The sequence below is a fragment of the Bacillus sp. LNXM12-1 genome, assembly GCF_003004375.1.
Classification (GTDB): domain Bacteria; phylum Bacillota; class Bacilli; order Bacillales; family Bacillaceae; genus Bacillus.
This window is the reverse complement of the sequence record NZ_PVWX01000001.1, coordinates 424,275-437,986: the sequence shown is the minus strand read 5'-3', so window position 1 is coordinate 437,986 and position 13,712 is coordinate 424,275. Positions and strand designations below refer to the sequence as shown.

Genomic DNA, 13,712 nt, shown 5'->3' with positions numbered 1-13,712 from the left:
TGTCCAATTTATATCCTTTGGGTGTCGAATGATTGGGTTCATTACAATTAAAGCACACATTCATGAAATAAACCATTTTAAACGAACACTGTTCTTTACGAACGATGTTCGTTATAATATAAATGAGATGTGGTTTTACACTACTTCCATAAAGAAGAGGAGATGCATACGATGCAGGCATTATCTAAAAAACAAAAGCAAATCGCTATCATTGGAGGAGGACCAGGAGGGCTAACACTCGCCTTAATTCTGCAAAATTACGGTATACAAACAACCATCTATGAACGGGAGATGCATGACAAGAGTCTTGAAAGAGGAGGCTCACTGGATATTCACGAAGAAACAGGTCAAAAAGCCTTAAAGGAAGCAGGAGTTTATGAGAAATTTCAAAAGAACGCTCGCTATGAAGGAGAAGATTTCCGGTTATTTGATAAAGCAGGAAGAATCTATCTAGACGAAGAAACTGAATCACATGAAAAAGGCACTCGGCCAGAAATTGATCGTGGTGTTTTGTGTAAAATGCTGTTAGATCAAATTGATGCTGAAAACATCAAATACGGATATAAACTAGATAGATGTGTTTCATTAGAAAACGGCATGACAGAACTTCATTTTGAAAACGGGGTTGTCGAGACGGTTGACCTTTTGATTGGGGCAGATGGTGCATTTTCTCGTGTACGTCCGCTGTTAACAGATATTGATATTGAATACTCCGGGCTCACAATGCTGGAACTGAATGTCCTCAACGTAGAGGAGAACCACCCTGATTTAGCTGAATTTAATAAACGTGGTAAGATGTTTGCTTTAGCTGATCACAAAGGAATTATTGGTCAGTTAAATGGAGATGGACGAATAAAAGTGTATGCAAGCCTTATGGTAGAACGCAGCTGGATCGAGACTTGTGGCATTCCATTTAATCAAGCGAATGAAGCGAAAGAACCATTATTAGAGTTATTTAGTGATTGGGATGATCAGCTGAAAAATTATATTCGTTATGCAGAAGATGTCATCATTCCAAGACGTATTTATACGCTTCCTGTCGGTTTTAAATGGAACCGTCATAAAGGGGTAACACTTATCGGTGATGCAGCTCATCTCATGACACCATTCGCAGGTGAGGGTGTAAACATGGCGATGTTTGATGCAATGGAGCTTGCACTTGCTATTGTCCGACATCCTAATGATATTGAAAAGGCTATTGAAGAGTACGAAGAAATGATGTATGAATATTCATCGGAAAAGGCTCAGGAATCGGAGAATAGTTTAAAACTGTGTTTTTCAAAAGACGCTGCGGTCAAGCTTGCAGATATGATGAATTCTTTTCAAGTAAACGGTGATTGATGCTCAATTTACTATTTTACTTTGACATGATATAAAGAGAGTATGAACAATTCAAATCGTCGTATTATAAGTCGCCGGTCTCGGCCGGCTAAAGAGCCCTTAAGCCGTGAGCTTATTGTTAAAACTGCCTATGCGCTTCTTAAGGAGCAAGGGATAGAGGGCATGAGTATGCGTAAGGTGGCTAAAGCATTGGATACGGGACCTGCATCCTTGTATGTCTACGTGAACAATTTTCAAGAACTAAGTGCTTACGTATTGGATTATGGTCTCGGCCAAATGGTTTATCCAGATTCAGTGGATGGCACATGGAAAGAAAAGTTATGTGAAATATTGCATACTTATTTCCTGCTGCTATTTGAAAAACCTGGTCTTGCTGAAATTTCTCTTTCCACCATTCCACAAGGAACGAACTTTCTTCAGTTGACCGAACATATTCTCGCTGCATTGCATGAAGGCGGGATCAAATCTACATCCGCTGCATGGGGAGTAGACCTGTTACTGTTATACGTATCTTCCGTAGCTTACGAAAAGGTCTCTTGGAAGAAACAAGGCTCTTCGCAGATTTCAGACACAAAAAAAGCATTTCATGATGCAGACAAAACGCGTTTTCCTTTCATTCATAGTGTAAAAGAAGAAATGTTTGCAGGTGATCCCGTATCAATGGAACGGTTCCGATGGGGAATTGACGTCATTTTGTATGGAATCCAGAAAGAAAGCAATTAGAAAGGAGCACAAGCAAAAAGCAGTCAATGGCTGCTTTTTTTATATGGTTATTTTCACATTTGTGATCTTGTGAGCATCATGATATATAAATAAATCTATATATATTGCCTTTGTATATAAAAAAATATATAATTTAATGGAATAAAAAAATGAGGTGCTTAGACATGGAACATATGAAGAATTTATTAGAGAGTTATATTCCTTTAGCAAAATCTACTGCAAAAATGTTTGGACCAAATTGCGAAGTGGTTATTCATGATTTAACGAACCCTCAAGCATCTGTCATGTTTACAGTAAATAACCATGTGACAGGAAGAGAAATCGGCCAATCATTTGATCATCTAGTAAAGACTGTATTACAATCAGAAGATTTTAAAGAAGATTATCTGGCTGGTTATACATTTGTAACAGAAGATAAGCGTACGATTCGTTCTTCGACTTCATTAATACGTGATTCAAAGCAAAAGGTGATTGGTGCTTTCTGTATCAATTTTGATGTTGAAGCACTAAATCAAATGCAGCAATTTATGGATACTTTTCTTTCTACACAAGTGGAAGCTCAAGAGAAAGAAACAACATCAAATGATGATCTTGAAAATGTGGAAGAAATAGTAGATCAATTGATTCAACAAATTATTCAAAACAGTGTTCATCCAGTCATGAAACGTCATGAAAAAATTGAACTAATTAAATTTATGGATGAAAAGGGCATCTTTTTAATGAAAGGATCTGTTGAGAAGGTCGCATCTATGTTAGGCATTTCCAAAGTAACCGTCTATAGCTATTTGGATGAAATCAAAAATAAATCGAGGTAAGGAGTGTCAAAATGAAAAGCATACTCGAGGTAGGAAATCTAAAATCAAACGGACACTATGCATTCGCAACCATTCATCAAAACACGGTCTATGTTTCAGGACAATTTGCCATCAATCCCGAAACGAGAGAAAAAGAGTTCGGCCACATTGAAGAAGAGACATTACAAGCGCTTAAGAATGTAGAGATGATTGTAGAGGCTGCTGGAAGTAAAAAAAAGAAGATCTTGCGCATGACATTATACATTTCGAATATTCATTTATGGGACAAAGTAGATGCTGTTTATACTAATTTTTTCGGTGAACATAAACCAGCACGTACTATTGTACCAACGAATGAATTACATTTTGGTTTCAAAATTGAAATTGATGCCATTGCATATATTTAAGATATTTTTTTGCCTACTCTATATAAAAAATTATATTTCATATAAAAAAATATTCGAAGGGGTAGATGATCGATGAATCAATTGATTTGTAACCATTGCGGGAGAAAGTATGAGATGACACCAACTCTATGGAAATGTGATTGTGGTGGAGTATTAAATCTGGTGAAAGATACTCCGAAAATAGATGTTGCAGCTTGGGATGACTATCCAAATTCATTATGGCGTTATGTTGAAACCATGCCATTTACAAAAGGTTCAAAGACTTGGGAAACTGTCACAATGGGGGAGGGTCAATCCCCTTTAATCGTTCTAGACCCTAATGAGCCAAACACTTATGTAAAAGTTGATTATATGATGCCGACATTATCCTTTAAAGACCGAGGAGCCGCTGTTCTAATGACAAAGGCTAAAGAATTAGGGGTATCAAAAGTGATTGCTGACAGTAGTGGGAATGCAGGAACGGCGATTGCAGCTTATGCAGCACGTTGTGGTATTGCCTGTGACATCTATCTAAGCGATGAAACTTCGCCTAAAAAGGTTGCTCAAATAAAAGCACATGGAGCAGCGATTAAAACAATTCATGGTACACGTGAGGACATTGCAGCTGCGGCACAAAAGGCAGTAGACAATGAAAACGTTTTTTATGCAAGCCATGTCTATAACCCTTATTTTTTTGAAGGAACAAAAACATATGCCTATGAAATCTATGAGCAACTAAAAGGAGCACCTGATGCTTTAATCATTCCGGTTGGAAACGGTACTCTCCTCCTAGGTGCGTATTATGGCTTTAAAGAGTTATTTGAAAATGGTTTCATTCATAAAATACCGAAAATCGTTGCCGTACAAGCGAAAAACTGTGCACCCCTTGTGAAAGCTTATCAAAATGAAGAGGAATCAGCATCACCTGTGACGAATAAAGGGACCTTAGCAGAAGGGATTGCCATTGCTGCTCCAGCACGCTCCAAACAAATTTTAGAAGCTGTACTAGATACCAATGGTACGTTTATTGATATTAAAGAAGATGAGATTCTAAATGCACGCTCTAAACTAAGTGAGAAAGGATTTTATGTAGAAGTGACATCTGCAGTCAATTTGGCTGGCTACATGAAATATAAAAAGGAATCAGAAGAAACCATTGTCATACCTCTTTGTGGTGCAGGGATTAAATCAAAATAACCCTATTAGAATTGTCTCTCTTTAAAAATATGGAAATCCGCCATTGCGAAGCAGATTGGTCTTACACCGACTTCCATTTGAAAACTATCAAGATGACATCATTCCATTGCTGGATCTTTAGGATTCTGATAGTTACTTAATGCCAGATGTGTGTAAGACCGTTGCAGTTAGATTGCGTCAACTAATCCGCACTTGGTCTGATGATGATATAGATAAAAAGAACGCTCTCTATTTGGTAGGAGGAATGGAGCTAGCGCATCAACAAAATGAGCCATTGGGATTTATATAAGAATGGAATTGTCATATGACAGACCATTGAAAGAAATGTAGATCCATTTTATGCTTTATAAACAATAGTCAAATAAGGATTCTACAATAATCAATTTTTTGATGAATAAAAAATAAAAGAAAAAAACATTAATCAATATTTTTAACGCGAACAAATTTTTGTTCAAATCCATATAATCAATTGATTATATAAGTATTCAGTTATATAATATTGGAGGAGTTGATAACAGGGACCGTCACCAATATTTGAAAAGAGGGAGAGAATCATTGTGACTTCAGATGTTTCAATTGGTTTGTTACATATGTCGAATTGTTTAAAAATACTCAGTGATAAAACAAGACTCATTATGATGAAATTGTTTTTGGAGAAGGAATATTGTGTTTGTGAACTGGTAGATAAGTTCGAAATGAGTCAACCAGCGATTAGTCAGCATTTACGAAAATTAAAAAAAGCTGGATTTGTCCATGAGAACAGAAAAGGGCAGTGGCGTTATTATTCAATCAATACACTGTGTCCAGAATTTGAGACGATTTGTATCATCTTAAATCTAATTGATAAAGAAGATGACCTTTTAAAAAGCATACAACATAACGCAACAAACATTTCTTGTTCGTAAGGAGGGATGGGTTTGAGTTTTGCCGTTTTATCATTACTCATATTTTTGTTAACTTTGGTATTGGTTATTTGGCAGCCAAAAAATTTATCCATAGGGTGGTCCGCATGTGGAGGGGCCATTTTAGCATTAATCGTAGGTGTTGTGAATGTTGATGATGTGATCACCGTGACAGGCATCGTATGGAATGCGACTTTAGCTTTTGTTGCCATTATCGTCATCTCACTCATACTTGATCGAATCGGCTTTTTTGAATGGGCAGCATTGCATATGGCAAAGGCTGCAAAAGGCAGTGGGCTGCGTATGTTTGTGTATGTGACCATCCTTGGTGCAATCGTCGCTGCTTTATTTGCAAACGATGGTGCAGCACTTATTTTGACACCCATTGTTTTAGCAATGGTCAGAGCATTACACTTCAATGAAAAAATTGTATTCCCTTTTATTATCGCGAGTGGGTTTATTGCAGATACAACTTCGCTTCCCCTTGTCGTTAGTAATTTGGTGAACATTGTAACAGCCGACTATTTCAACATTACGTTTATTGAATATGCATCCAGAATGGTTGTTCCAAACCTTTTTTCATTGCTAGCGAGTATCACTGTACTGTACCTTTTCTTTAGAAAGAGTATACCTAAACGCTATGATATGACTGAGTTAAAGCATCCTTGTGAAGCAATAAAAGATCCAAAGATGTTTAGATTATCTTGGTATATATTAGCTTTTTTGTTGATTGGTTATTTTGCAAGCGAATTTTTATCTATACCTGTATCAGTCATAGCTGGTGTGATTGCCATTTTATTCTTGGTCATTGCACAAAAAAGCCCTGCTGTCCAAACAAAAAGCGTTCTAAAAGAAGCACCATGGGCGATCGTTTTCTTTTCCATAGGTATGTACGTTGTTGTCTATGGCATGCGAAATGCAGGGCTCACTGATGCTCTTTCAAGCGTGATCCAAGCTGTAGCAGATCAAGGTTTATTGGCAGGGACTCTTGGTATGGGATTTATCGCAGCAATGCTTTCATCTGTCATGAACAATATGCCGACTGTCATGATTGATGCATTAGCCATATCCGGTACCGATACACAAGGAATAATGAGAGAAGCGTTAATTTACGCAAATGTCATTGGTTCTGATTTAGGACCAAAAATTACGCCCATTGGCTCCTTAGCAACACTACTGTGGCTCCACGTCCTTTCTCAAAAAGGTGTGAAGATTTCCTGGGGCACATATTTCAAAATAGGAGTCATTTTAACTGTACCAACACTATTCATCACGCTTTTAGCTTTGTATTTCTGGCTAATGATTATACATTAAAGGAGACGATCAACATGTCAAAGAAAACAATTTACTTTTTATGTACCGGTAATTCTTGCCGTAGTCAAATGGCTGAAGGTTGGGCTAAAAAACATCTTGGAGATGAGTGGAAGGTCTATAGCGCTGGTATTGAAGCTCATGGATTAAATCCAAATGCTGTAAAAGCAATGAAAGAAATAGGGATTGATATTTCTAATCAAACGTCTGACCTGATTGATCAAAAGATATTGCATCACGCTGACTTAGTCGTCACACTATGCGGTGATGCAGCTGATAAATGCCCGATGACTCCACCACATGTCGAACGTGTCCATTGGGGCTTTGATGATCCAGCAAAAGCAGAAGGAACAGAAGAAGAGAGGTGGGCATTTTTCCAAAGGGTAAGAGATGAAATTGGAGATCGATTGAAACAGTTTGCTGAGACTGGAGAATAATATCTTTTATATGTGAAAGGAGACATCAATTCAGTGGATTGCGATGATCGAGTATGCAAAAATTCTATGGGATTGGCTAATAAGTCAAGCAAAGGAAAATGAGTGTGAACAATTTCATCTAGATTCTGGTGTTCATAGGCATGATGCACATAGATTCTACCTTAAAGTTGGATTAGATATTACTTGTCACCATTTTCAAATGTCTCTTTAACAAATGGATGGTCAGCATCGATTAGGTGGAATTAAGTTATATTTAGAAGAAACAAATGCATTCATTAATGTGCCATTTTTAGCTTTTCATTATTTGGAAGATGAAGAAAAGATCAGTTTATTTGATACTATCAACACTAAAGCTAAAGGTATAGGGTCTTCTTTAAGCCGATATCTAAAAAAGGAGAGAAGAAGAATTATGGAGATAACGCCTGTAGTATTAATAGGAGATAGAGTAAAGATACAACCTATGGAAGATTATCACGTACAGGAATTATTTGATGCGGGAAACAATTCAGATATATGGGCACACATGCCAATGAGGGTTCAATCGATTGAAGATATGAAGTCCCTTGTGAATGGAGCACTTCAAGCGAGAGAGCAAGGAAGCGAATTTCCTTTTGTTATCTTCGATAAGAATTCGGGGAAAATTGTGGGAAGCACTCGTTTTCTTAATATATCCCTACCAAATCGTAACTTGGAAATTGGTTGGACATGGCTGTCTCCAACTGTTTGGCGAACTAGAATAAATACAGAATGTAAGTATCTTCTTTTGAAACACTGCTTTGAAACACTTGGGACAATTCGTGTTCAGTTGAAAACAGATAGCAGAAATGTGCGGTCTCAGCAGGCAATTGAACGGTTGGGTTTGGTAAAAGAAGGGGTGCTTCGGAATCATATGGTTATGCCTGACGGTTATTTAAGAGACTCTGTGTATTACAGTGTAATCGACCAAGAATGGGTGCTAGTGAAGGACAAATTGGAGAGTATGCTACAATAATCTCGTATTTTCGAAGTGTTGCTTATAAAACTAAAGGGTGCTTTGACTTAACAAAGGAGGTAGCTGCGGCACCTCCTTTTCTTATTGAACAAACGGAGCAACTAACTTTACTTGAACAATTATGACCCTAAAAAATATACATATAATAATAAAGGGTAATAACACAATTCTGTGGGGAATGAACATGTTATCGAAACGTGAAGAAGAAAGACGAAACCAATTAGAAGTAGTGGCTTTAGATGAATTAGTGCCTGAAGATCATCTTGTACGGAAAATAGATCAAGCGATCGATTTTGACTTCGTTTATAATCTTGTTAAAGATCATTATAGTTTCAAAAATGGTAGACCAAGTGTGGACCCCGTTGTTCTCATTAAAATGGTTTTGATCCAATATCTATTTGGCATTCGCTCCATGCGTCAAACCATTAAAGAAATTGAAACCAATGTTGCTTATCGTTGGTTTATTGGGTATGGGTTTTCCGAGAAAATTCCGCACTTTTCTACCTTCGGTAAAAACTACGGTCTGAAAGGCGCTTTATAAAGCACCTTCTATACTTATTCCCAAGTTTTTGCATGTTTCTGAACTAGTTCAATCATGCTAGTAATAGAGGGTGATAGCCATTTATCTTTGTGATATGTCAAGTAAGTCGATAGGGAATTTTGTTGGTTTGAAACTTTCTCTCCCTTAAATAGGCCATTTTTTAGTTCTTCTTTTACAGAAAAGAAGGGAACAAGAGATACCCCTAGTCCATTTTTAACACATTGTTTTATTGCTTCAATGCTTTGAAACTCTATACTATCTTTTATATAAAGTTCATTTGATATAATGTAATCATCGAAAACTGATTTATAACTACATCTTAAATCAGAATATAATGCAGTATTTAATGTTTCCCCTTTGCTGTGTGGACTAATGAAGACCATTATCTCCCGTACTAATTCTTCGATATACAACTCCTCCTGTGTCCAGTTCTTGTTTTCCAAAACCAAAGCTAAATCAATGTCACCACTTTGAAGGCTCTTGGTGACATCGTAATTTTCTAATGACTTAACGTAAAGACTCACTTTCGGATATTTCTGCTTAAATTCGAGGAGAATAAGAGGAATCCGGCAAATAGTTAAGGATTCTGATATTCCTATAGTTAGATCTCCTTGAGGTTCCTTATCAATAGTTAGTGATTGTTCGTATAGTTCAATTATTTGATTTGCATAAGGAAGATATTGCTCTCCGAAGTGAGTCAATATTATTCTCTTTCCTAATCGGTCGAAAAGGGGCCTACCTAATTCTTTTTCTAATTCTTTAATATGTGTAGTTATAGACGATTGAGCATAACCCAAATGCTCAGCTGCTTTATTAAAACCATTTTTGTTAACAATTGTCTTGAAAGTAATTAAATGTCGAAGTTCCAACTTAATATCTCCTCTTAGGATAGTTTAATAATATTGAACTACCCTATCTAATATATTCATTTTACTAAACTGTATTATTCATTTAAGCTAATAACCAAGAGGTTGTCAAACAATAATTTTAGGAGGTAAAAGAAATGAAAAAAAATATATTATTTGATACTTTTAAAATTAATAAAACGGAGTTAAGAAATAGAGTTGGACTAGCACCAATGACACGAATTAGTGCTACAAAGGATGGTTATGTTACAGACAAGATGGTTAAATACTACCGTTCTTTCGCAAAAGGGGGATTTGGGTTAATAATAACTGAAGGTACGTATATTGATGATAAAAATAGCCAGACATATCAATATCAACCAGGTATTGCATTCGACGGACAAGCAGTAGTTTGGAAAAAGATTGTAGATGCAGTTCATGAAGAAGGTAGCAAGATTTTTATGCAATTACAGCATAGTGGACCACTTTCACAAGGAAATCATTTTTCAGAGGAAACGATTGCTCCGTCGTCAGTAAAGCCACAAGGGGAACAACTAAAATTCTATTTCGGAGAAGGAGAGTATAAAATACCTCGAGAAATGACTAAAGAGGAAATGGATAATGTGAAAAAAAGCTTTGTAAAAGCTGCTCAGAGGGCAGAATCTGCTGGATTTGATGGGGTTGAAATCCATGGGGCCAATGGTTATCTCTTAGATGCTTTTCTTACAGAGTATACCAACCTACGTACAGATGAATACGGAGGAAGCACAGAAAATCGTGTAAGGTTTTTAGTTGAAATTGCATCCGAAGTAACTAAATCTGTAGGAGATGATTTCATAGTTGGCATGCGAATCTCTCAATCGCAAGTAAATGATTATACCTATAAATGGTCAGGAGAAGAGGAAGATGCAAAAATCATTTTTGGTTCTCTAGGTCAATCAGGATTAGACTATATTCACGTAACGGAGTATAAAGCCTGGCAGCATGCATTTGATGGAGGAGAAAAATCCTTAGTTTCTTTAGCAAAGAAATATAGCCAGTTACCAATAATAGCAAACGGTCAATTAGATAGTATTGAAAGAGCAACTGAAATGTTAAGTAACGGTGATGCTGATGTTGTAACAATAGGAAAAGGTGCTTTAGCTAATCACGACTGGGTAAAAAAAGTTGAAAAGGCAGAACCATTAACCGTTTTTAATCCAGACGAAGTTCTTTATCCAGTAGCTAATATAAAAGATTTTGAAATCAATTAAACCAAATAAGCTAACCCAAACGCGTTAGCTTATTGTGGTTCTATTTCAGAAGGCGGTTGATTTTCTATACCCCATTCACACATTTCTTCCAAAATCGGAATGAGTGAAGCTCCTTTAGCTGAAAGATAATATTCAACTTTTGGGGGAATCTGTGGATATTCTTTCCTAACTATTAATTCACTCATTTCTAGTTCCTTGAGTTGTGAACTAAGTGTCTTAAATGTTATGTTACCAATCATTCTATGCAACTCATTGTAGCGGATCGGATGGTTTTCTGCTAGTAAATATAGGATTACCATTTTCCATTTTCCGCCAACCAAGGACAAAGTATAACCAAAAGGAGTATCCTGTATATTCTTGATTTTACCATGATATCCATTCATTGTCATTGAGATCATCCTTTCAAATAAACATCTGTATGAACTAAAATGATTGTATAGATGTCTTATATTAGTTTACAGTGAACTGTAAGACTTGAAAAGGTACTATCTTTTTAGATAGTACCTTTCATTTTAGTGCGTACTATTAATTGATTTTAATTGGTTTATACTGAAATTAGTTGAAAAGTAAAGGAGATTAAAAATGACAAATAAAACAATTCGTCTTCTAATGCCGCAATGGCAAGGTGGAAATAATCCTAATTATTCATTTGGTGCTGAACTTCTCGCTTGGTTAGCTCCACAAAATGAACAGCCGCTTATAAAAGTTCCTGTTTATGACCCGGATGAGAGTTCCCTTGAATTGGAAAGAGGGGTTCGCGGTAGAACCCAAGTAATAAATCAGTTGAAGTCTGCTCAACAAATTATTGCTGCCCATCAGCCAGATAGCATCATTATGTTTGGTGGTGATTGTCTGGTTGAACAAGCACCTTTTGCTTATTTAAACGAACGCTATAATGGAGAACTAGGACTGATATGGATTGATTCACATCCTGATGTATCTAGTCCAAATGAGTTTGAGAACAGCCATACTATGGTATTAGGGAATTTATTAGGAGAGGGAGATACGGAATTTGCAAATGAAGTAAAAGTTCCATTAAAGCCAAGCAATGTCTTTTTTGCTGGACTTGAAGAAACATTTTCCCATGAAACAGAATTAATACAAAGACTCGGTATGAAAACGGCAAGTACAAAAGAACTGATAAATAATCCTAATGCTATTAAAGAGTGGATTGTTGAACAAAATATTAAACATCTAGCTATTCACCTTGATTTAGATGTTCTTGATCCTAGTGCATTCCGTTCTTTGATTTTTGCAAATCCGGATTCAAAAGAAACGATAGACTTTCCTATGGGTAAAATGCATTTTCCACAATTGACGGAGATAATCCAGGATGCATCAAAAGAAACAAATGTGGTAGGATTGGGCATCACGGAGCATTTGCCTTGGGATTCTATTAATTTAAAAAAGCTTTTAAGTACTATACCTATCTTTGTTTAAGTAACAATCCTATCTTACTAAACATGTATTAATTTAAATGGAGGTATTATGGATAACGAAGAGAAGACATTACGATTGATCATGCCACAATGGCAGGGCGGTAACAACCTTTCGTATCACTTTGGAGCTCAGTTACTAGCATGGCTTGCTCCACCCACAGATGATGAAACAATCGAAGTACCTATTTCCACGGATCCTACTAATGATGAAAAAGAAGAGGGAATCGTAGCCAAAAAGCAAATCATTAAGCAAACTCATTCAGCTTTAAATATTCTTCATGAACGAAATCCAGACCGGGTGGTTGTTTTAGGAGGAGACTGTAGCGTAGAACTTGCACCGTTCGCTTATCTTACAGAAAAATATAAAGAGGAATTGGCTATACTTTGGATAGATGCCCACCCGGACATTAAAACAGCAGAGCTATATCCGCATTATCATGCCATGGTACTGGCAACACTTCTTGGAGAAGGGGATCCTAATTTAGCTTCGCTTGTCCCTCGAAAAGTTAATCCAAGCAATTTACTATTTGCAGGGATTAATGATGAGAAAGAAAAAGCACCTTCAGTTTACGAAAAATATAAATTTCCTAATGTGAGTTCAGAGGAATTTGCTTCATCTAGCGAAAATGTACTGGCAGCATTGCGAGCAACAGGTGCTTCTCGGATTGCCGTTCACTTTGATCTGGATGTATTGGATTTACGCGAGTTCCGTTCGCAAGGTATTGCTAAACCAGAGCGCTATGGTGAATATGTAAGTAAAGGGTTAAAACGTTCATCCATTCAATCTGTAACTCGCCTGATTCAAGATGTTAGCAATGAATTTGATATTGTTGGGTTAGGTATTACGGAACATCTGCCTTGGGATGCACTTACACTTTCAAATATGCTTAATAACTTACCGTTGTTGAAAAAGCATTGAGTATAGATATAAAAATGAAAAAGAAGTTCTTGAGCAGCTTATAAAGTTGCTCTTTTTTATGCTTAATAGCAAGCCTTTTGGAAGGTTACAAAAATGCATATTTTTTGAAGCTAGCAGCATTCCTATTATAAGAACTCTAAAAAGGGTGTAGTAGTAAAAAAATATGAATACAACCAAAACTTAAACTTGAGCTGAGCTCTCTTAGTTTACATAATATATATTCTAGGAAGTTACAGCACAAATGAATTTCTCTTGTCTCAAATCTAAGTATACTTATCTTATTGAGACAAAAAAAGAAAAAATCAAAATCCCACGTTTATTCGCCAGATTTTGATTTATCAAGATATTTATTGTGACATCTGGATTAATAATGGCGCCACCGCCAATCCATACATAGTTCCAATGGTGACTGGTTTGCCGAATTCAATGCCTTTTGCACGTTCTATTAGGTCAAGCGGGTGTCCAGCCGATGCATCAAAATTTGCAAAAAAATGCTCGCCAACCTCTAATTCCTTTAAAATGGATGTTCTTTTTTCTGGCTGATTGGTTTGCTGGTATGCAAATGTCAATTTCTCGATCTGCGATCAGGGTTTGGTCACTAGAAACATAATGTTCTCCTTGGATCATTTTTTC

General features: G+C 36.5%; 14 protein-coding genes and 2 pseudogenes. 13 read left to right on the top strand and 3 right to left on the bottom strand.

All coding sequences use genetic code 11. The features are described 5' to 3' along the window. The first annotated feature begins 171 nt into the window (after window positions 1-171). The 10 genes and pseudogenes from C6Y07_RS02250 to C6Y07_RS02200 form a co-directional block, all read left to right on the top strand. Window positions 172-1,341 (top strand): FAD-dependent oxidoreductase, encoded by a 1,170-nt coding sequence (locus C6Y07_RS02250; RefSeq protein ID WP_106047865.1) that lies wholly within the window; start codon window positions 172-174, stop codon window positions 1,339-1,341. 42 nt (window positions 1,342-1,383) lie between these two features. Beyond that, window positions 1,384-2,064: a TetR/AcrR family transcriptional regulator gene (locus C6Y07_RS02245; RefSeq protein ID WP_189293828.1), complete on the top strand. Its 681-nt coding sequence runs from the start codon at window positions 1,384-1,386 to the stop codon at window positions 2,062-2,064. 164 nt (window positions 2,065-2,228) lie between these two features. Then, window positions 2,229-2,879, top strand: a complete 651-nt coding sequence (locus tag C6Y07_RS02240) for a helix-turn-helix transcriptional regulator (RefSeq protein ID WP_106071484.1) — start codon at window positions 2,229-2,231, stop codon at window positions 2,877-2,879. Window positions 2,880-2,890: 11 nt separating this feature from the next. Beyond that, on the top strand, window positions 2,891-3,265 hold the full coding sequence (locus tag C6Y07_RS02235) for a RidA family protein (RefSeq protein ID WP_106071485.1): 375 nt from the start codon (window positions 2,891-2,893) through the stop codon (window positions 3,263-3,265). 72 nt (window positions 3,266-3,337) lie between these two features. Further along, window positions 3,338-4,441 carry a threonine synthase gene (locus C6Y07_RS02230; RefSeq protein ID WP_066030841.1) on the top strand — a complete coding sequence of 368 codons (1,104 nt, stop codon included), beginning with the start codon at window positions 3,338-3,340 and terminating at the stop codon, window positions 4,439-4,441. A 557-nt stretch (window positions 4,442-4,998) separates the two neighbouring features. Beyond that, on the top strand, window positions 4,999-5,346 hold the full coding sequence (locus C6Y07_RS02225; protein WP_106156182.1) for an ArsR/SmtB family transcription factor: 348 nt from the start codon (window positions 4,999-5,001) through the stop codon (window positions 5,344-5,346). 12 nt (window positions 5,347-5,358) lie between these two features. After that, a complete protein-coding gene (locus C6Y07_RS02220; RefSeq protein WP_106071486.1) occupies window positions 5,359-6,657 on the top strand; it encodes an arsenic transporter in 1,299 nt (432 codons plus the stop codon). A gap of 14 nt (window positions 6,658-6,671) precedes the next feature. Then, window positions 6,672-7,091, top strand: a complete 420-nt coding sequence (arsC, locus tag C6Y07_RS02215) for an arsenate reductase (thioredoxin) (protein ID WP_106071487.1) — start codon at window positions 6,672-6,674, stop codon at window positions 7,089-7,091. A 409-nt stretch (window positions 7,092-7,500) separates the two neighbouring features. After that, window positions 7,501-8,082, top strand: a complete 582-nt coding sequence (locus C6Y07_RS02205; protein WP_106156486.1) for a GNAT family N-acetyltransferase — start codon at window positions 7,501-7,503, stop codon at window positions 8,080-8,082. A 184-nt stretch (window positions 8,083-8,266) separates the two neighbouring features. Continuing rightward, window positions 8,267-8,602, top strand: a pseudogene (locus C6Y07_RS02200) (transposase); the annotation flags it as partial. 35 nt (window positions 8,603-8,637) lie between these two features. Here the strand turns inward: C6Y07_RS02200 and C6Y07_RS02195 are convergent. Next, the gene (locus tag C6Y07_RS02195) at window positions 8,638-9,492 is read right to left on the bottom strand and encodes a LysR family transcriptional regulator (RefSeq protein ID WP_106071490.1); all 855 of its coding nucleotides are present in this window, start codon (window positions 9,490-9,492) and stop codon (window positions 8,638-8,640) included. Between the two features lie 134 nt (window positions 9,493-9,626). Between C6Y07_RS02195 and C6Y07_RS02190 the strand changes: the two genes are divergently transcribed. Then, window positions 9,627-10,721 (top strand): NADH:flavin oxidoreductase, encoded by a 1,095-nt coding sequence (locus tag C6Y07_RS02190; protein ID WP_106042029.1) that lies wholly within the window; start codon window positions 9,627-9,629, stop codon window positions 10,719-10,721. Between the two features lie 29 nt (window positions 10,722-10,750). On the opposite strand, the gene C6Y07_RS02185 is transcribed toward C6Y07_RS02190, so the two are convergent. After that, window positions 10,751-11,110, bottom strand: coding sequence for a winged helix-turn-helix transcriptional regulator (locus C6Y07_RS02185; RefSeq protein ID WP_106042027.1), 360 nt, complete (start codon window positions 11,108-11,110; stop codon window positions 10,751-10,753). A gap of 193 nt (window positions 11,111-11,303) precedes the next feature. Between C6Y07_RS02185 and C6Y07_RS02180 the strand changes: the two genes are divergently transcribed. Continuing rightward, the gene (locus C6Y07_RS02180) at window positions 11,304-12,161 is read left to right on the top strand and encodes an arginase family protein (protein WP_106156180.1); all 858 of its coding nucleotides are present in this window, start codon (window positions 11,304-11,306) and stop codon (window positions 12,159-12,161) included. 48 nt (window positions 12,162-12,209) lie between these two features. Continuing rightward, window positions 12,210-13,079, top strand: a complete 870-nt coding sequence (locus tag C6Y07_RS02175) for an arginase family protein (protein ID WP_223251249.1) — start codon at window positions 12,210-12,212, stop codon at window positions 13,077-13,079. 348 nt (window positions 13,080-13,427) lie between these two features. Here C6Y07_RS02175 and C6Y07_RS02170 read toward each other — a convergent pair. Beyond that, window positions 13,428-13,706, bottom strand: a pseudogene (locus C6Y07_RS02170) (maltose acetyltransferase domain-containing protein); the annotation flags it as partial. Window positions 13,707-13,712: the final 6 nt, after the last annotated feature.

Excerpts from the sequence above, each read along its gene's own strand:
- C6Y07_RS02230 (WP_066030841.1), top strand. The coding sequence starts at position 3,338 with ATGAATCAATTGATTTGTAACCATTGCGGGAGAAAGTATGAGATGACA.
- C6Y07_RS02205 (WP_106156486.1), top strand. The coding sequence starts at position 7,501 with ATGGAGATAACGCCTGTAGTATTAATAGGAGATAGAGTAAAGATACAA.
- C6Y07_RS02250 (WP_106047865.1), top strand. The coding sequence starts at position 172 with ATGCAGGCATTATCTAAAAAACAAAAGCAAATCGCTATCATTGGAGGA.
- C6Y07_RS02245 (WP_189293828.1), top strand. The coding sequence starts at position 1,384 with ATGAACAATTCAAATCGTCGTATTATAAGTCGCCGGTCTCGGCCGGCT.
- C6Y07_RS02235 (WP_106071485.1), top strand. The coding sequence starts at position 2,891 with ATGAAAAGCATACTCGAGGTAGGAAATCTAAAATCAAACGGACACTAT.
- C6Y07_RS02175 (WP_223251249.1), top strand. The coding sequence starts at position 12,210 with ATGGATAACGAAGAGAAGACATTACGATTGATCATGCCACAATGGCAG.
- C6Y07_RS02240 (WP_106071484.1), top strand. The coding sequence starts at position 2,229 with ATGGAACATATGAAGAATTTATTAGAGAGTTATATTCCTTTAGCAAAA.
- C6Y07_RS02190 (WP_106042029.1), top strand. The coding sequence starts at position 9,627 with ATGAAAAAAAATATATTATTTGATACTTTTAAAATTAATAAAACGGAG.
- C6Y07_RS02185 (WP_106042027.1), bottom strand. The coding sequence starts at position 11,110 with ATGACAATGAATGGATATCATGGTAAAATCAAGAATATACAGGATACT.
- arsC (WP_106071487.1), top strand. The coding sequence starts at position 6,672 with ATGTCAAAGAAAACAATTTACTTTTTATGTACCGGTAATTCTTGCCGT.
- C6Y07_RS02180 (WP_106156180.1), top strand. The coding sequence starts at position 11,304 with ATGACAAATAAAACAATTCGTCTTCTAATGCCGCAATGGCAAGGTGGA.